The sequence below is a fragment of the Aeromonas sp. L_1B5_3 genome (genome assembly GCF_963866575.1).
Taxonomy (GTDB): Bacteria; Pseudomonadota; Gammaproteobacteria; order Enterobacterales; family Aeromonadaceae; genus Aeromonas; species Aeromonas jandaei.
Genome location: NZ_CAWMDN010000114.1, coordinates 150,880 through 168,137, shown reverse-complemented (window position 1 = coordinate 168,137; position 17,258 = coordinate 150,880). Strand labels below are relative to the sequence as shown.

The following is a 17,258-nucleotide window of genomic DNA, read 5'->3' as shown; positions in this document are numbered from 1 at the left end:
ATATCAAACACTGCCTCCAAGGCTAGTTGCTGCGAGCACTGCATGCGGCGCCCGATTGGCGCTGTTCGACCAAATTTCTGAAACGGTATGCAAAGAGAAGGGGGATCACCTGGCATCGTCAAGCCAGTCCAGCAGTTGTGCACCGACCTCCGGGCTGCCGAGCAGGGCCATATGAGTGGTGCGATAGACAATCAGGGTATGTTCGGGGGGAAAGTCGAGTTGATGTGCGCGCTCCCGGTGCAGGCCCAGCGCACTGCGCAGGGGGACCAGTCCATCGCCAATCAGCCGCTCTGCCAGCAGGGTGCGTTTGGCGGATGTGGTGCCGGCGATGGCAAAGCAGGCTACGCCGCTTGGAAGCGGGAGCGGTTGGCGGGGATCGCGTCCGATGGTGCGCTCCCTGTTATTACGGGAGGCGTCGATGACCTTGCCATGACGCAGATCCCGAATGCCCTGACTGCGTATGCGGGTCAGCTTCACAAAGGGCATGCTGTAAGGGGTGACTGGCAGCAGTTGCTCCAGCCAGTGGCCAGCGGATTCGAGCGGCGCGCCGTGGTGCGGGGTGCCAAGAAAGATCAGATGCTGCAGTCGCTTGGGCCAGCGCAGTGAGTGGATTTGGGCGTAATGGCAGGCACTTCGGATAACCAGTCCCCCCATGCTGTAGGCCAGCACGCTGAGCTGCTTGATGGCCCCCGGCCATCGGTCACACAGATCCTCCAGCTGCAGCGCCAGCGCCTGCCCGTTGCTGGCAATAGAGAGACCCGAGTTGTAGCGCAGATAGAGAGGCAGATAGCCAAGCTTTCTGGCCACCGCTTCGCCATGATTGACGGACTTCCCCTGATAGCTGGTGTGCCACTGCAGATCGTTCATGCAGAGGCCATGGATCATCAGCAGCACTCGTCCCGCGTGGGGAAGGTCGGCAGGTATATCCTTCCAATCGAGCGGCTTGCCCTGATAGCGCAGAGTCATCGGGGTGGCGAGGGCGTTTTGCTGCTCGACCAGCTTGTCCCCCAGCACGCCATTGAGGGTGGCAAGCAGAGCGGCGCGCTTGGGCGTCTCTGCCACAGAAGGTTGCGTCGGGAGTGGCAGGCGGGCCAGCAGGCCATTGATACCACTGCCGAGGCTATTGGCGGCTCCGTGAACTCCCTTGTAAATAAGCCCGGTGAGCCCCGCCGTTTTACCTTTCTCTCGCCCCTTGATACCCATACCGCCCAGCACCGCCTGATGCACCGCTTCCGTTATCTGCACGGTAGCGGGCAGTGCCTGGGTCAGCAGTTGCGCCAGCTCGCGGATATCCGAAAGCTGCCAGGAGGAGGGCGACTTGTCAGCGGCATCGGGCATAAGCACTCCTTGCTGTGGTGGGTAACGTGGGTGGTAGCCATGCTGCGAATGGTCTGCAGGCCAAACCAGCTTGCGCCCTTTGGCCTGTGTTTACCAGTTTCATCAAATGCATTGGCGGGCGCACAGGCGTTGAAAATTTCTCTTGCGAAGCTGGTCACGGTAACAGCAAGGAAAATCACATCTACTTCCTCATATGACGCTGTCATGGAGAGGTGAGATGTCGTTGTTTGATGAGATCCGGGTGCAGGAACTGTGTGCACGGTTGCTCGATAGCCGGAACGAGAAGGGCTGTTCTCTTGAGAGCAGACATGGTCGCGAGTTGAAGGAGCTGTTGCAGGCGGTGGGCGGGATCAGGCCGGTTGGACGTGGCGCACTCTATGTCTTGACCGATGATGGACGGACGTATCTTGTCAGCCAGTTGGCGCAGGTAGTGCCACCGGAACCGAACAAGCGTGAGCAACTGGCGCTTCTTGGTGTGATGTTGCCGGTGCAGCTGAATCAAGCCTGCGGGTATGCGCTCTGGTATGGGGACAGCAAGCATCCGCGCAGTGAATGTCCGGATCCACAACTGGCGAATCTGACGCTGACACAGGATGAGGTGATCCGCATCCGCACACTCGATCCGTTCTCGCTGGTCGATATGCACGGTCAGCAGCACGATATGACGGCAGTGATGGCACAACTGGGTGAATTGGTGTTGCCGGAGCGGGCTCTGGACACGCTGGCGGCTCTCGAGTGGCAGGGAGAGCTTGTTATTACAGTGGAGAACAAAGGGGCCTTTGTCGACTACCCGCTGCAGCCGGGACAACTGCTGCTGTTTGCCCCCGGGCGCAACACCAGACTTGCCAAGCGGCTGATCCCCTTGCTGCCTCAAAGCATAGAGTGGGCGCACTTTGGCGATCTTGATCAACGTGGCATAGATATCGCCGTTGAACTGGCTCGTGAGCTTCATCGCCCCGCCATGCTCTGGCTTCCCGACGCCATCCACTCTTATCTGGAACACTATGCCCGTCCCGTAGGCGCTTTTACGGAGGTGGCTGGCAAGGTGCACTGGCGTAAAGAGGAAAGAGTGAGGGGAGCTCTCCCTTGGCTCGATGAGTTGATCACCGATGGAAAGTGGCTGGAACAGGAGGTATTGATTGCTGCGCCGCACTGGCGTCTGTGGGCGCTTGAGTAGCAGAGTGTTAAAGGGGAGGGCCGTCACCTCCCGGCCGCTTATCATAATGATAAAGTTGGTCTGCTTTATATCATTTCAGCCCCGAGTGATGTGTCCGGGTGATAATTATCTCTACCGTTACTCGGTTTTATCACCCCATGAGATGTGGTCGCAGCAGGATAAATTCAGTGAACGCATCACCTCATCAGCCAAATAGGGCTAATCGCTGCTATTTTTGTGGCGCCCATCACATACTTTTGCCATTTCTTATTATTCCACCGCAAATCTTTACCTTGGCACGCTTATTGATTGCCCTATATCGACGCTAACCGATGAGCTCACCCATAACCGGGATGCTGGTGACATCGTGAGTGACTGGGGAGCTATTCATATATCATCCAACGAATTGGGGCGAACGATGAAAGCAGTGAACGAGTTAATCAAAGAGATCAAAGCACTCAAATCCAACCTGCATGAAAAAGATTTTCTGCTGACCTGGGAGCAAACACCTCAGGAGCTTGAACTGGTATTGAAACTGGCCGAATCCCTCAAGACACTGCGTGCCGAAAATATTGCTACCAAACTGTTTAACAGCGGGCTCGGTATCTCGGTTTTCCGCGATAACTCCACCCGAACCCGCTTCTCTTATGCTTCTGCGCTGAATCTGCTCGGTCTGGCCCAGCAGGACCTGGATGAGGGCAAATCCCAGATTGCTCACGGCGAGACCGTCCGTGAAACCGCCAATATGATCTCCTTCTGTGCCGATGCCATCGGTATCCGCGATGACATGTATCTGGGTGCCGGTAACGCCTATATGCGTGAAGTGGGGGCCGCACTGGATGAAGGGTTCGAGAAGGGGGTGCTGCCCCAGCGTCCGGCGTTGGTCAACCTGCAGTGCGACATTGATCACCCGACTCAGTCCATGGCTGATCTGGCCTGGTTGCAGGAGCACTTCGGCAGCCTGGAAAACCTCAAGGGCAAGAAGATTGCGATGACCTGGGCTTACTCCCCGAGCTACGGCAAGCCGCTCTCCGTGCCGCAGGGCATCATCGGCCTGATGACCCGCTTTGGTATGGATGTGACCCTGGCCCACCCGGAAGGGTATGACCTGATCCCGGACGTGATCGAAGTGGCCAAGGAGAATGCCAAGGCATCCGGTGGCAGCTTCCGCCAGGTCACCTCCATGGAAGAGGCCTTCAAGGATGCCGATATCGTCTATCCCAAGTCCTGGGCCCCCTACAAGGTGATGGAGCAGCGTACCGAACTGCTGCGTGCCAATGACCACGCCGGTCTCAAAGAGCTGGAGAAACACTGCCTTGAGCAGAACGCCAAGCACAAGGATTGGCACTGCACCGAAGAGATGATGAAGCTCACCAAGGGTGGTGAAGCGCTCTATATGCACTGCCTGCCGGCCGATATTTCCGGTGTCTCCTGTAAAGAGGGCGAAGTTACCGAAGGGGTATTCGAGAAATATCGTATCGCCACTTATAAAGAGGCGAGCTGGAAGCCCTATATTATCGCCGCCATGATCATGGCTCGTAAATTCTCCGCCCCGGGAGAGACCCTCGAAACGCTGCTGAAAGAGGCCCAGAAGCGGGTTAAATAAGTAGCGTTGGCTGAAATAAATAAAAGAAATGGCAGGGGTAATCATTCCCCTGCCTGCTACAACAGCGGAATTGTCGTGAGTTTTCTCCCCGTGGTATCTGAATATCGGATTTCCCGGTGAGATGGCTCCCGACCCCATAATCTGGATGAGGTACGCATGTCCCAATTTTCTCTGAAGATGGATATTGCCGATAACCGTTTTTTTACCGGTGAACCATCTCCCCTGTTTTCTCGCGCCGAAGCACAAAAGGCCCGTGCCTTTCATAAAAAACTGGCCGGTTATGAACCGACACCCCTGTGCGACCTGAAAGATCTGGCCGCCTATATCGGGGTAAAAAATATTCTGGTCAAGGATGAGTCAAAACGCTTTGGTCTCAATGCCTTCAAAATGCTGGGTGGCGTCTACGCCATTGCCAACCTGCTCTGTGAAAAATACGGGGTGGCCGTCGAGGATTTCTCCTTCGATCTCATCAAGCGCACCATCAAGGAGCCGATGACCTTCGCCACCACCACAGATGGCAACCACGGTCGTGGCGTTGCCTGGGCCGCCAAGCAGGTGGGTCAGCATGCGGTGGTCTACATGCCCAAGGGCTCTGCCCAGGAGCGGGTTGACCACATTCTCAATCTCGGTGCCGAGTGCATCGTCACCGACATGAACTACGACGATACCGTGCGCCTGACCATGAAGATGGCCGAAGAGCGCGGCTGGCACATAGTGCAGGACACCGCCTGGGAGGGTTACACCAAGATCCCGACCTGGATCATGCAGGGTTACTCCACTCTGGCCGACGAAGCGGTCGAGCAGATGCAGGATATGGGCATCAAGCAGCCCACCCACGTGCTGCTGCAGGCCGGGGTAGGGGCGCTGGCGGGCGGCGTGCTCGGCTATCTGGTGGACTGCTTCGGGGCGAAAAACTTGCACAGCATCGTGGTCGAGCCGGATCAGGCCGACTGCATCTACCGCTCCGGCGTGGCGGGGGAGATGGTCAACGTGGGGGGCGACATGCGCACCATCATGGCCGGTCTCGCCTGCGGCGAACCCAATCCGCTCGGCTGGCCGCTGCTCAGGGGCTGCACCACCCAGTTCATCTCCTGTCACGACAAGGTGTCGGCACTGGGCATGAGAGTGCTTGGCAACCCTCTTGGCAATGACCCCCGCATCATCTCCGGTGAGTCCGGCTCGGTCGGTACCGGCGTACTGGCGGCAGTGCGTCACCACCCGGATCGCGCGGCGCTGATGGAACGTCTGGGGCTGGATAGCAACTCGGTGGTGCTCATCATCAACACCGAAGGGGACACCGATGTGAAGCACTACCGGGAAGTGGTGTGGGAAGGCAAACATCCTGCCTGCGATTAACCCCCGGCTGTGAGTAATCCCTGCGAGAGCAGAGACACGAATTGAAGCATTGATCGCGCCTCGCCAACGGGGCGCGGTAACGGGCACAGGGCGCTGCCGACGAACAGGCCGCGCACTCTCAGTTGTTATGGAGAATCACAATGAGCAAGCAAATTCCGTTTGAAATGGTGTTGGAGAAGGCCTACCAGTACAAGGCCGAGATGAGTCAGTTCCTGCGCGACATGATCGCCATCCCGAGCGAGAGCTGCGATGAAGAGCGCGTCGTGCTGCGCATCAAGCAGGAGATGGAGAAGGTTGGCTTTGACAAGGTCGAGATCGACCCCATGGGCAACGTGCTGGGCTATATCGGCCACGGCCCGCACCTGATCGCCATGGATGCCCACATCGATACCGTGGGCGTCGGCAACATGGCCAACTGGAAGTTCGACCCCTATGAGGGGATGGAAGATCACGAGATCATCGGTGGCCGCGGCGCATCTGACCAAGAAGGCGGCATGGCCTCCATGGTCTATGCGGGCAAGATCATCAAGGATTTGGGGCTGGAAGATCAGTACACCCTGCTGGTGACCGGTACCGTGCAGGAGGAGGATTGCGATGGCCTCTGCTGGCAGTACATCATCGAGCAGAGCAAGATCCGCCCCGAGTTCGTGGTCAGTACCGAACCCACCGACTGCCAGATCTACCGTGGCCAGCGTGGCCGCATGGAGATCCGCATCGATGTGCAGGGGGTCAGCTGCCACGGCTCCGCACCGGAGCGCGGTGACAACGCCATCTTCAAGATGGGTCCCATCCTTGGCGAATTGCAGGAGCTGAGCCATAACCTCGGCAACGACGACTTCCTCGGCAAGGGTACCCTGACCGTCTCCGAGATCTTCTTCACTTCGCCGAGCCGCTGCGCCGTGGCCGATAGCTGCGCTGTCTCCATCGACCGTCGTCTGACCTGGGGCGAGACCTGGCAAGGTGCGCTCGACGAGATCCGCGCCCTGCCTGCGGTGAAAGCCGCCGGTGCCGAGGTCTCCATGTACCAGTACGACCGTCCGGCCTACACCGGTCTGGTCTACCCGACCGAGTGCTACTTCCCGACCTGGAAGGTGGAAGAGGATCACATCACCGTCAAAACCCTCTCCAAGGCTTATCGCGAGCTGTTCAACAAGGAGCCGGTGGTGGACAAGTGGACCTTCTCGACCAACGGGGTCTCCATCATGGGTCGCCACGGTATTCCGGTCATCGGTTTTGGCCCGGGTAAAGAGCCGGAGGCCCACGCCCCGAACGAGAAGACCTGGAAAGAGCATCTGGTCAAGTGCGCCGCCATGTACGCCGTGATCCCCATGCTCTATCTGGCCGAGCTGGACAAGTAAGGGGTCTGCCGGGTGGTGACTGCCATCGCCGCTCGGCTGTTGCAAGTGCCCCGTCTCCATTGAGGCGGGGCTTTGCTGTTTGAAGTGATGTTCGAGGTGGTAGGGATGAAACGGCTGATCAAAAACGGTGTGCTGGTCGATGCACAGGGTGAATATCGTCAGGATCTGCTGATCGATAACGGGGTGATCCGCGCGCGAGCCGCCGCTATCCAGCCCGATGGCGAGACCGACGTGATCGATGCCAGCGGCTGTTATGTGATGCCGGGTGGCATCGACGTCCATACCCACTTCAACATCGATGTTGGCATTGCTCGCAGTTGCGATGATTTTTTTAGCGGTACCCGTGCCGCCGCCTGTGGTGGCACCACCACCATCGTCGATCACATGGGATTTGGCCCGGCGGGGTGCAATCTGCATCACCAGCTGGCCCGCTATCACGACTATGCCGCCGATCAGGCGGTGGTCGATTACAGCTTTCACGGCGTTGTCCAGCATGTGGATGACGCCATCCTCCACGAGATGGCCGCCATGGTGCAGGAGGAGGGGATCAGCAGCTTCAAGCTCTATCTTACCTACCAGTACAAGCTGGGTGATCACGACGTGCTGCGCGCGCTGGCCCGCCTCAAGGAGGTGGGTGCGCTCGCCACCGTCCATCCCGAGAACGATGCCGCCATCGCGGCGCGCCGGGCTGCCCTATTGGCCGCAGGCCATCATGAGCCTTGGTATCACCCGCAAAGCCGCCCACTGGAGTGCGAAGCCGAGGCGGTGGCCCGGATGATCAATCTGGCGGGGCTCGCTGGCAATGCGCCGCTCTATATCGTCCACCTCTCCAACGGCTTGGGGCTGGAGTACCTGAAACTGGCGCGCCGTCAGGGGCAACCGGTCTGGGTGGAGACCTGCCCGCAATATCTGCTGCTAGATGAGCAGTGTTATTACAAGGAGAACGGGGTCGACTATCTGCTGAGCCCGCCGCTGCGCTCGCGCCGCGAGCAGGACAAGCTGTGGGTCGGTATCGCTGCGGGTGACATCGATACGGTGGCGACCGATCACTGCAACTTCTCCCACGCCCAGCGCATGACCCTCTCGGGGGGCGATTTCAGCCGCTGCCCCAACGGCTTGCCCGGGGTCGAAAACCGGATGCTGCTGCTGTTTGCCCACGGGGTGCTGGGCGGGCGCATCTCGCCGTCCCGCTTCGTGGCCCTCACAAGCACCAACCCGGCGCGCCTGTTTGGCCTCTGGCCGCGCAAGGGCAACTTGCAACCGGGGTCTGACGCTGATCTGGTGCTGATGGATCCCCGCGGTGACACCCTGATTTCTCACCCACTGCTGCATGACAACGGCGACTACAGCCCCTACGAGGGGATGCATTGCCCCGGCCGGATCAGGATGGCCCTGAGCCGTGGCGAGATAGTCGCTCGCGATGGCGAGTTTCTCGGGCGCCGTGGTCATGGCCGCTTTCTGGCCAGAGCGCCCTTTGATCCGGCCTTGGCGCCGGATCTGCACTCGCCTTGCCCCGCGGCTGCAGGCTGACAATCCGTTCGAAACACGCAGAGCAGCAAGGTTATGTGAACAACGAAAGGTGGGCCGGTGTTGCGCCGGCTTGTCCCATCACTGGAGATAACAAGATGAAACAGAGAATTGTACTGGCCCTTGGTGGCAATGCGCTGGGCAACAACCTGCCCGAGCAGATGAAGGCGGTGCAGAGCACGGCGGGCACCATTGCCGACCTGATCGCCCAGGGGCATGAGGTGGTGGTGACCCACGGCAACGGCCCGCAGGTAGGGATGATCCAGCAGGCGTTCGAGGTGGCGGCCCGCCATGACCCCAAGGCGCCCCATCTGCCCATGTCGGTCTGCGTGGCCCTGAGTCAGGGTTATATCGGTTATGACCTGCAAAACGCCCTGCGCGAGGCCTTGCTGGCGCGTGGTATTCACAAGCCGGTCGCTACCCTGGTGACCCAGGTGGAGGTGGATAAAAACGATCCCGCCTTCCTCGACCCGAGCAAACCCATCGGCGGTTTCTTCAGCAAGGAGGAGGCTGAGGCATTGATGGCCAAGGGCGAGCGGCTTAAAGAGGATGCCGGTCGCGGCTATCGCCGGGTAGTGGCATCCCCCAAACCCGTCGATATCATCGAGAAGGAGACCGTCTCTGCCATGCTGGCTGCCGGTCAGGTGGTGATCACCGTCGGGGGCGGCGGCATTCCGGTGCTGCGCGAGGGCAATCACCTGCGCGGTGCCAGCGCGGTGATCGACAAGGATTGGGCCAGTGCCAAGCTGGCGGAGCTTATCGACGCCGACATGCTGATCATCCTTACCGCGGTAGAGAAGGTCGCCATCAACTTTGGCAAGCCGGATGTGCAGTGGCTCGATCAGCTGAGCGTGGCCGATGCCAACAGCTTTATTGCACAGGGGCAGTTTGCCAAGGGTTCCATGCTGCCCAAGGTGGAGGCGGCGCTCTCGTTCGCTACCTCCATGCCGGGGCGCAAATCCCTGATCACCTTGCTGGAGAAGGCCGCCGACGGCATTGCCGGCAAGACAGGAACCCTTATCTGCCGCTAGACGTTCCAGCTCGGGTTGAGTGTGATTGTGGGGGCCGTCGGCCCCCTTGTTCATTTCGGGGCGGCCATGGTCAGCAGAGGATGGGAGGCGTAAGATGGCCGCCTTCAAGCGCGGGCAAGACGCCGAGAGCAGATCAGGCGCAATGAGTGACAAGAGGTGAGTAGCAAACAAATGAGCGGAAAGATCAATATGGCGGCGCTGGTGGGATTGATCCTGCTCACCGCCATCTGGAGTTACAGCTGGATCGTGATGAAGCAGGTGATGCTCTACGCGGGGGCCTTCGAGTTCACCGCCCTGCGCTGCTTGTGCGGATCTCTGGTTCTGCTGCTGGTATTGGCCCTGCGCGGGCGCCGTTATCTCAAACCCACCCCGTTTCGCTATACCCTCGCCATCGCCCTGTTCCAGACCTGCGGCATGGTGGGGTTGGCCCAGTGGGCGCTGATCAGCGGCGGGGCGGGCAAGGTGGCTATTCTGAGCTACACCATGCCGTTCTGGGTGGTGATCTTCGCAGCACTCTTTCTCGGCGAGAGGATGCGCAAGCTCCACTATCTGGCGGTCGGGGTGGCCGCCTGCGGGCTGCTGCTGGTGATCGAGCCCTGGCAGCTGCATCTCGATTCCATGAAGAGTGCGCTGCTGGGGATTGCCTCCGGCATCTGCTGGGGGATCAGCGCCATCATCGCCAAGCGGATGTATGCCCGCCATCCCGCGGTGGATCTGATGTCCCTCACCACCTGGCAGATGATCTATGCCACCATGGTGATGGCCGTGGTGGCGGCGCTGGTGCCGGAGCGACCCATCGACTGGCAGCCCTATGTGTTTGGCGCGCTCGCCTACAGCGCCATCTTCGCCACGGCGCTGGCCTGGAGCCTCTGGCTGTTTGTATTGAAAAAGCTGCCGGCCGGGATCGCCAGCCTCAGCACACTGGCGGTGCCGGTGAGCGGCGTGCTGCTCTCCTGGTGGCTGCTTGGTGAAAATCCGGGGCCGGTGGAGGGGAGCGGCATCGCCCTTATCGTATTGGCGCTTATCGTCATCAGCCGCAAGGGCAAGCGCTCTGTAATGTCGGTGGCGGGGGAGACCCGTATCAAGCACGGCTGAGTCGATTGTCGGCAACGAAATAAAAAGGGCCTGCCATCATGGCGGGCCCTTCTGGTTTTAAGAACACTCTCTTATCTGCGCTGGGCCAGATGCATCATGGCCTCCAGCACGGCGCCGCCGATGGCGCGTGCCTTGTCCGATACCGTAGTGGCGTCGGCCCGCTCGCCTCTGGGGTCGATGTCACCGATCTTGAAGCCGACGGTCACCTCGATGCCATCGCTGAGCAGACCTCGCACCATGCCGGAGAGCGGCGCGATAATGGGGGCGTCCCCCACATGGGCGATCACATCCCCCTCCTGCACCAGATCACCGAGCTTGATCAGACTCTTCATCACCCCTGCGACAGGGGCGCGCACCACCCGGCGGGCGGAGTGTCCCTCGATCACTCCGGGAATGCCGGTATTGGGCTGGGCAGGGCCCTGATAGATGACCCGGCCCAGATGATGACCGCGGTTGGTCTCAATGACCGCATCGCAGTCGCGTCCCGCCTCAAACCCCGGGCCGAGGGCCACCGTAATGGGGGCCATCTCCTTGTGGGTGCCGAGATTCTGCTTGGCGAGGATGGCATCCACCAGATAGCGGGGCTTGAGCTCGGCGAGGGTGGCACAGTCGGGGTCAACCAGTAGCGGAATGACTCCCCGATCCAGCTGCTCGAACGCCTGCTCGACGCTCTCGACCCGCTTGGCACGCACTCCCTCGACCCTTGTTTCACCGTCGAACATCCCCTGAGCGAAGGCGACAGTGCGGCGGATCACTGTGGGCTTGTCGAGATCCAGCATTACCACCTTGAAGCCGGCATTGTGCAGGCGCAGCGCCACCCCGGTGGCGATATCGCCTGATCCGCGCATCACCACCAGCTGATCCCGCTTGAGGCGCACATCATCCTGCATCAGACCGCCTGCCTTGCCGTTTTTCACCTGCAACAACTCGGCGAGGATGCTGATGGCGATCTCCTCGGGGGTTTCGGCACCTATGTTGTAACCGATGGGGGCGTGCAGCTGCTGCAATTGATCCTGGCTCACCCCTTGCTGGCGCAGTGCCTGGGTGAAGGTCTGCACCTTGCGCTTGCTGGCGAGCAGCCCCAGATAGGCGAGGGGACGGCTGATGAGCCGATCCAGCGCCTCCTTGTCCTGATGGTTGGTGGCGATGATGACGAAGTTGGCGGGCTCGATGGCCAGTTTATCGATCACCGCGCTGATGGTATCGGCCTGCACCAGATGGGTACCGGCGGGGAAGAGGTCAGGGTTGAGGCTCCCCTCGAAGCAATCCCCTACATGGACATCAAAGCCGAGCGGCGCCGCAGCATGGGCCACAGCCCGGTTGACGTGGCCGGCACCAATGAGCACCAGCCGTGGCCGCAGACCATAGACATCGATATAGACCGACATGGCACCACCGCAATCCGACCCGACCGCATGCTCACCGTTGCGCGCCATCCGGCCGTGGAAGATGCGGGGCTTGCGCTCGGCAATGGCGGCCATCGCTTCCTCGATCACCAGCCGCTCGATCATGCCGCCGCCGATGGTACCGAGGATCTGGCCATCGGCCATCACCAGCATCTGGGCCTGATGGCGCGGGGTGGAGCCCCGGCTCTCGATGATCTGGGCCATGGCAAACGGAGTGTTCTCCTGTTCCAGTCGGGCTGCGTGTGCAAACAGATTCATAAGGTACCTCTTTTCATCCTTAAAACGTCAGGGGTGAGGCTAAAGCGCCTCCCCGTGCGGAGCTGTGCAGATCAGGTGACGGATGGGGGGAGATTCGCGCACGGCCCCCTGCCAGATGGCGTGGATCTCGGGGTGGCGGCTCTGCAGCTTTATCAATTCCGCCAGCCACGACGCCTCATTTTGATAATCGCCATTGATAAACCAGATCCGGCGCGCCCCGGGCGGGGTGCCCTTGAACACCCCCTCGGGGTGGCAGAGCAGCCTGTCAAACAGTGCCCAGTCCAGTGGCTCACCCGCTGCAATCCCGCACAGGGCCTGCAATTCAGCCCAGCGGTGGATCTGCGCCGGTTCGGCATTGGCTCCCACCATGGCGCCTCCCAGCAGGGCGATCACCCAGTCACTCTGGTGTGGAATGCAAGGTTCGTGCAAAGCGGGCACTTTCAATAACTTGTGATGGGCGCCATCCGCTTCGACCAGGATGAGATCGAAGCGCTGCTGTCCTTTGAGCAGGTCGATTTGGCGCAGATCCGGCCCTGCAACCTTGCCGGTGCGCTCGTCGAGATGGCTGAACAGGGCAACCAGGGTCGGGCCATCCGGCAGAGCCTGACAGCGGGTAAGTTGACGAACGGGATCCGTCTCGATAATCAATTCCCGATAGTGTGACGGGGCTGGCAGAAACATCCGGGTGGTGGTGGTAATTAGCACCCTTTTACCCTGCTTATAAAAATATTCCGCAAGCCAGAACAGGGTGCTGGTTTTTCCGCCGGCACCACAAAGGCTAATTAGCGTGGTATGGTTGTCACTATTTTCAAGCAGTGGATTTAAAAGCGAACCAATATCCGGAAACGCGTGAATAACAGAGTGTGGCAAGGACATGGCAATGACCGAAATAAATAGCGAGGTGAATGAAAAGGTGCAGGCTCGGGGGCGTGAACAGTGTGACTGTATAATTACCGCAGCAGGTTTGTCATCCCGCATGGGGGCATGGAAAATGATGCTACCTTATGGCTCTGGGACAATTCTTGATGCAAGTCTCAAAAATGCCCTGGCCTTCTGTTCCCGGATTATTTTGGTCGTGGGCCATCGCGGGGCCGAACTCGCTGCCTGTTATGGGAATCGCCCCGACATTCTCATCGTCCATAACCCTGACTATGAGTTGGGGCTGGGCAGTTCCATCCGCTGCGCTCTGGCGGCCAGCAATGCTGACTACCTCTTTATCAGCCACGGGGATCTGCCCTGTATCCCGTGCGAGGTCTATCAGCAGTTGTGGCAGGCGCGCGGAGAGCTCGCCCTGTTCCCGAGCTTTGAGGGGGAGGCGGGTCATCCGGTATTGCTGCCAAAATCCCTCGCAAGGGAGCTGGCTGCCGCGCCGGCACAGGGTTCGGTGCGCCGCTGGTTGCTACAACGTCCCCATCGCACCATACCGGTCGAGAGTCCTGCCATCCTCTTTGATATCGATACCCCCGAGCGCTATCAGGCGCTGATCCGTGGCGAACTGGAGCTGCGTGCTGCCGACGAGTTTACGACCGAGCAGGGCTGAGTCGCATCGTTGGGGCCCACCTCCCTCTGCGTGCAATGGCAGCCAGCGGGGCGGTAACGCCGAGTCATCTCGCAGCCTTTGGATAAACCGAAATAGCGACGACCGCCTTTTATATAGCAGTGACTTTTAAGCAAACCCCGGCCATATTGGCCGGGGTTTGCTTGCGATAATGCTGGATGATTTTTACCCTATCAAAGTGATATTTATCGCTGCCGATTTGATACTTCTCTTTTTTCTCTGGCATTGCCTTGAATAAAATTTCAAGTGAGTGAGAACCACTCTCATTAATCATAATGGAGACATGCCAAACCGCCTTCATTAATTCGAGCCATCTCACGCTTTTACCCTAAAAAATAGTTTTGCCGATGGAGTGGCCTGATAGTTGCTCCTCTCCTTGCCAAGGGGTAATGCCCGTGCGGGATACCCCATTTATTCATGCTGCCAATGCGCAGAACAGCTGCAAGGAGATAGCCATGGGCGATATTATGCGACCCGTTCCCTTCAAGAACCTTCTGACCCGTATTTTTGCGGAATATAAAGAGAGTCAGACTATTTTCGGTATTCCCGCCGCACAATTTTATCGCAAGCAGGACGAGCGCAAGATCAAGGTGTTCGGTGAAACCTGCGAGACCCCCATTGGCCCGGCAGCCGGCCCTCATACCCAGTTGGCCCAGAACATCGTCACCTCCTGGCTGACCGGCGGGCGCTTTATCGAGCTCAAGACGGTGCAGATCTTGGACCGTCTCGAACTGGAAAAGCCCTGCATCGATGCCGAAGATGAGTGTTTCAACACCGAGTGGTCTACCGAGTTCACCCTGCCCAAGGCGTTTGACGAGTATCTGAAAGCCTGGTTTGCCCTCTACCTGCTGGAAGAGGTGTTCGATCCCCGTCTCGACGGAGAGGCCAAGTCATTCATCTTCAACATGAGCGTGGGGTACAACCTCGATGGCATCAAACAGCCACCGATGCAGCATTTCATCCACAGCCTGATGGATGCCAGCAGCAGTCCGAAATTTGCCGAGTACCAGCAGGTGGTACGTGACCTCGTGGCCGACGAGCAGTTTATCGCCGAGCTGGGACTGGGGGCGCGCCGCGCTCGCCTGCAACAGCTGGTGGATCGTATCCCGGCCAATCTGGTGCACGGCGTCACCCTCTCCACCATGCATGGCTGCCCGCCCAACGAGATTGAGGCCATCTGCCGCTACATGCTGGAAGAGAAGGGGCTCAACACCTTCGTCAAACTGAACCCGACCCTGCTGGGCTACCCGCGGGTGCGCGAGATCCTCGATACCTGCGGCTTTGATTACATTGGTCTGAGCGAAGAGTCGTTCGATCACGACCTCAAGCTGGATCAGGCCAAGGCGATGCTGACCCGCTTGATGGCGCTGGGGGCCGAGAAGGGGCTCACCTTCGGGGTCAAGCTGACCAATACCCTTGGCACCATCAACCGCAAAGGGGCACTGCCGGGGGATGAGATGTATATGTCCGGCCGGGCGCTGTTCCCCCTCTCCATCAACGTGGCCGCCGTGCTGTCCCGCGCCTTCGATGGCAAGCTGCCCATCTCATACTCGGGCGGTGCCAGCAAGTTCAACATCGCCGAGATCTTCGAGACCGGTATCCGTCCCATCACCATGGCCACTGATCTGCTCAAACCGGGCGGATACCTGCGCCAGATTGAGTGCCTCAAAGAGATCGACGCCTCTGACAGCTGGGGCATGACTCTGGTGGATGTGGCCAAGCTGGAAGCGCTTGCCGCCAAGGCGCTCACCATGGATTACACCCAGAAGGAGTGGAAGTCCGAGGATCGCATCGAAGTGGGTGGCGGCCTGCCGCTGACCGACTGCTACGTGGCGCCCTGCGTCACCGCCTGTGCCGTGCATCAGGATATCCCCGAGTACATTCGCCTGATGGGCGAGGGGGAGTATGTGGCGGCCCTTGAGCTGATTTATCAGCGCAACGCCTTGCCCGCCATCACCAGCCACATCTGTGATCACCAGTGCCAGTACAACTGCACCCGTCTCGACTACGACAGCGCGCTCAATATCCGCGAGCTGAAAAAAGTGGCGCTGGAGCGCGGCTGGGAAGGGTACAAGGCCCGCTGGCACAAACCGGCCGGCAGTGGTGACAAGCATCCGGTGGCGGTCATTGGCGCCGGCCCGGCCGGTCTCTCCGCCGGTTACTTCCTGGCCCGTGCCGGCCATCCGGTCACCGTGTTCGAGCGCGAAGCGGATGCCGGTGGTGTGGTCAAGCACATTATCCCCGAATTCCGCATTCCGGCCGAACTTATCCAGCATGACATCGACTTTGTTGCCGCCCACGGGGTCAAGTTCGAGTTTGGCTGCGATCCGGCGCTCACCGTCGATAAGCTGCATGCCCAGGGCTTTACCTATGTTTTTGTTGGCATCGGCGCCGACAAGAATGGCGGCATGCGCCTCGAGGGGGGTCACGAGCGGATTTACAAATCCTTCCACTTCCTGCGCAGCTTCAATCAGGGCAAACCGCTGCCGCTTGGCCGCCATGTGGCGGTGATCGGTGCCGGCAACACCGCCATGGACTGTGCCCGCGCTGCCCTCAAGGTGCCCGGTGTCAGTGATGTGACCGTGATCTACCGTCGCAGCGAAAAAGAGATGCCCGCCTATCGCGAGGAGTATCTGGAAGCGGTGGAGGATGGGGTGCGTTTCTGCTTCCTCACCAATCCGGAGCGCTTTGAGAAAGATGGCAAGCTCACGGTGCGGATGATGGCGCTGGGGGAACCTGACGAGCAGGGCCGCCGCCGTCCGGTGCCCACCGAGCAGACCGAAGTGATGCAGATGGATGCCCTGATCACCGCCATCGGCGAGCAGCCTGATTGCGACGTTTTGAAAGCGATGGGCATTCCCTTGGGCAGCGATGGCTGGCCCGAGGTGGATGGCCAGACCGGCGAAACCAGCCGTCGCAACGTCTTCCTCATCGGTGACGTGCAGAGCGGACCATCCTCCATCGTCGGTGCCATCGGTGGTGCCCGCCGCGCCGCGGATCTGGTGCTCTCTCGCGAGCATATCGCCAGCCAGCAGAGTGACGTGACCATCCAGCCGTCGGGCAAGGATGAGATCTACCGTCGCAAGGGGAGCATCGCCGTCACCATGGTTGACAAGAGTGAGCGCGATGCCTTCGTAGCGCAAGAGGCGCACCGTTGCCTCGAGTGCAACTACCTCTGCAGCAAGTGCGTGGATGTCTGCCCCAACCGGGCCAACGTCGCCATTGCGGTGCCGGGCTTCAAGGATCAGTTCCAGACCCTGCACCTGGATGCCTACTGCAACGAGTGTGGCAACTGCGCCCAGTTCTGCCCGTGGCAGGGCAAGCCCTATCAGGACAAGGTCACCATCTTCAGCCTGCCCGAGGACTTCGACAACAGTCGCAACCCCGGGTTCTATCTGGCGGATGGTGGCGAACTGCGGGTGCGTCAGGATGGCGAGACCTATCGCCTGACCATAGACGCCCAGAGCCGGATCAAGGATGCCCCCGAGGCGCTCGCTGACATGTGCCGCATCATCAGCCATGTCCATGCTCATCACCACTACCTGCTGGGGGCCGTCGAGGCCTGAGCG

At 59.8% G+C, this 17,258-nt stretch carries 13 protein-coding genes; 9 read left to right on the top strand and 4 right to left on the bottom strand.

Translation table 11 applies throughout. The features are described from left to right. Nucleotides 1-105: 105 nt before the first annotated feature. Nucleotides 106-1,338 carry an esterase/lipase family protein gene (locus AACR93_RS11545; RefSeq protein WP_043850870.1) on the bottom strand — a complete coding sequence of 411 codons (1,233 nt, stop codon included), beginning with the start codon at nucleotides 1,336-1,338 and terminating at the stop codon, nucleotides 106-108. A 217-nt stretch (nucleotides 1,339-1,555) separates the two neighbouring features. On the opposite strand from AACR93_RS11545, the gene AACR93_RS11540 reads away from it, so the two are divergent. The 7 genes from AACR93_RS11540 to AACR93_RS11510 all read left to right on the top strand — a co-directional run bounded on the left by AACR93_RS11540 (nucleotide 1,556) and on the right by AACR93_RS11510 (nucleotide 10,467). Continuing rightward, nucleotides 1,556-2,515 carry a Wadjet anti-phage system protein JetD domain-containing protein gene (locus tag AACR93_RS11540; RefSeq protein ID WP_043850869.1) on the top strand — a complete coding sequence of 320 codons (960 nt, stop codon included), beginning with the start codon at nucleotides 1,556-1,558 and terminating at the stop codon, nucleotides 2,513-2,515. 397 nt (nucleotides 2,516-2,912) lie between these two features. Then, nucleotides 2,913-4,100 (top strand): knotted carbamoyltransferase YgeW, encoded by a 1,188-nt coding sequence (gene ygeW, locus AACR93_RS11535; protein ID WP_033113254.1) that lies wholly within the window; start codon nucleotides 2,913-2,915, stop codon nucleotides 4,098-4,100. A 156-nt stretch (nucleotides 4,101-4,256) separates the two neighbouring features. After that, complete coding sequence (dpaL, locus tag AACR93_RS11530; RefSeq protein ID WP_043850868.1) at nucleotides 4,257-5,456, top strand: diaminopropionate ammonia-lyase; 1,200 nt, start codon at nucleotides 4,257-4,259, stop codon at nucleotides 5,454-5,456. 140 nt (nucleotides 5,457-5,596) lie between these two features. Continuing rightward, on the top strand, nucleotides 5,597-6,814 hold the full coding sequence (locus AACR93_RS11525; protein ID WP_033113252.1) for a YgeY family selenium metabolism-linked hydrolase: 1,218 nt from the start codon (nucleotides 5,597-5,599) through the stop codon (nucleotides 6,812-6,814). Between the two features lie 105 nt (nucleotides 6,815-6,919). Further along, entirely contained in the window at nucleotides 6,920-8,344 is a 1,425-nt protein-coding gene (hydA, locus tag AACR93_RS11520; RefSeq protein WP_043850937.1) for a dihydropyrimidinase, read from the top strand. A gap of 95 nt (nucleotides 8,345-8,439) precedes the next feature. Next, nucleotides 8,440-9,372, top strand: coding sequence for a carbamate kinase (arcC, locus tag AACR93_RS11515; RefSeq protein WP_043850867.1), 933 nt, complete (start codon nucleotides 8,440-8,442; stop codon nucleotides 9,370-9,372). Nucleotides 9,373-9,543: 171 nt separating this feature from the next. Next, entirely contained in the window at nucleotides 9,544-10,467 is a 924-nt protein-coding gene (locus AACR93_RS11510) for a DMT family transporter (protein ID WP_043850866.1), read from the top strand. 71 nt (nucleotides 10,468-10,538) lie between these two features. Here AACR93_RS11510 and yqeB read toward each other — a convergent pair whose 3' ends face one another. After that, nucleotides 10,539-12,131, bottom strand: coding sequence for a selenium-dependent molybdenum cofactor biosynthesis protein YqeB (yqeB, locus tag AACR93_RS11505; RefSeq protein ID WP_043850865.1), 1,593 nt, complete (start codon nucleotides 12,129-12,131; stop codon nucleotides 10,539-10,541). A 39-nt stretch (nucleotides 12,132-12,170) separates the two neighbouring features. Further along, nucleotides 12,171-13,007: a selenium cofactor biosynthesis protein YqeC gene (gene yqeC, locus AACR93_RS11500; protein ID WP_043850864.1), complete on the bottom strand. Its 837-nt coding sequence runs from the start codon at nucleotides 13,005-13,007 to the stop codon at nucleotides 12,171-12,173. Here yqeC and mocA point away from each other — a divergent pair. Beyond that, nucleotides 13,006-13,671, top strand: a complete 666-nt coding sequence (gene mocA / locus AACR93_RS11495; RefSeq protein ID WP_331428979.1) for a molybdenum cofactor cytidylyltransferase — start codon at nucleotides 13,006-13,008, stop codon at nucleotides 13,669-13,671. The genes yqeC and mocA overlap by 2 nt on opposite strands. Before the next feature lie 109 nt (nucleotides 13,672-13,780). On the opposite strand, the gene AACR93_RS11490 is transcribed toward mocA, so the two are convergent. Next, complete coding sequence (locus tag AACR93_RS11490) at nucleotides 13,781-14,008, bottom strand: hypothetical protein (protein ID WP_156152947.1); 228 nt, start codon at nucleotides 14,006-14,008, stop codon at nucleotides 13,781-13,783. 136 nt (nucleotides 14,009-14,144) lie between these two features. Between AACR93_RS11490 and ygfK the strand changes: the two genes are divergently transcribed. After that, nucleotides 14,145-17,255 carry a putative selenate reductase subunit YgfK gene (gene ygfK / locus AACR93_RS11485; protein WP_043850861.1) on the top strand — a complete coding sequence of 1,037 codons (3,111 nt, stop codon included), beginning with the start codon at nucleotides 14,145-14,147 and terminating at the stop codon, nucleotides 17,253-17,255. Nucleotides 17,256-17,258 lie beyond the last annotated feature (3 nt).

Excerpts from the sequence above, each read along its gene's own strand:
- AACR93_RS11545 (WP_043850870.1), bottom strand. The coding sequence starts at position 1,338 with ATGCCCGATGCCGCTGACAAGTCGCCCTCCTCCTGGCAGCTTTCGGAT.
- AACR93_RS11540 (WP_043850869.1), top strand. The coding sequence starts at position 1,556 with ATGTCGTTGTTTGATGAGATCCGGGTGCAGGAACTGTGTGCACGGTTG.
- ygeW (WP_033113254.1), top strand. The coding sequence starts at position 2,913 with ATGAAAGCAGTGAACGAGTTAATCAAAGAGATCAAAGCACTCAAATCC.
- dpaL (WP_043850868.1), top strand. The coding sequence starts at position 4,257 with ATGTCCCAATTTTCTCTGAAGATGGATATTGCCGATAACCGTTTTTTT.
- AACR93_RS11525 (WP_033113252.1), top strand. The coding sequence starts at position 5,597 with ATGAGCAAGCAAATTCCGTTTGAAATGGTGTTGGAGAAGGCCTACCAG.
- hydA (WP_043850937.1), top strand. The coding sequence starts at position 6,920 with ATGAAACGGCTGATCAAAAACGGTGTGCTGGTCGATGCACAGGGTGAA.
- arcC (WP_043850867.1), top strand. The coding sequence starts at position 8,440 with ATGAAACAGAGAATTGTACTGGCCCTTGGTGGCAATGCGCTGGGCAAC.
- AACR93_RS11510 (WP_043850866.1), top strand. The coding sequence starts at position 9,544 with ATGAGCGGAAAGATCAATATGGCGGCGCTGGTGGGATTGATCCTGCTC.
- yqeB (WP_043850865.1), bottom strand. The coding sequence starts at position 12,131 with ATGAATCTGTTTGCACACGCAGCCCGACTGGAACAGGAGAACACTCCG.
- mocA (WP_331428979.1), top strand. The coding sequence starts at position 13,006 with ATGGCAATGACCGAAATAAATAGCGAGGTGAATGAAAAGGTGCAGGCT.
- yqeC (WP_043850864.1), bottom strand. The coding sequence starts at position 13,007 with ATGTCCTTGCCACACTCTGTTATTCACGCGTTTCCGGATATTGGTTCG.
- ygfK (WP_043850861.1), top strand. The coding sequence starts at position 14,145 with ATGGGCGATATTATGCGACCCGTTCCCTTCAAGAACCTTCTGACCCGT.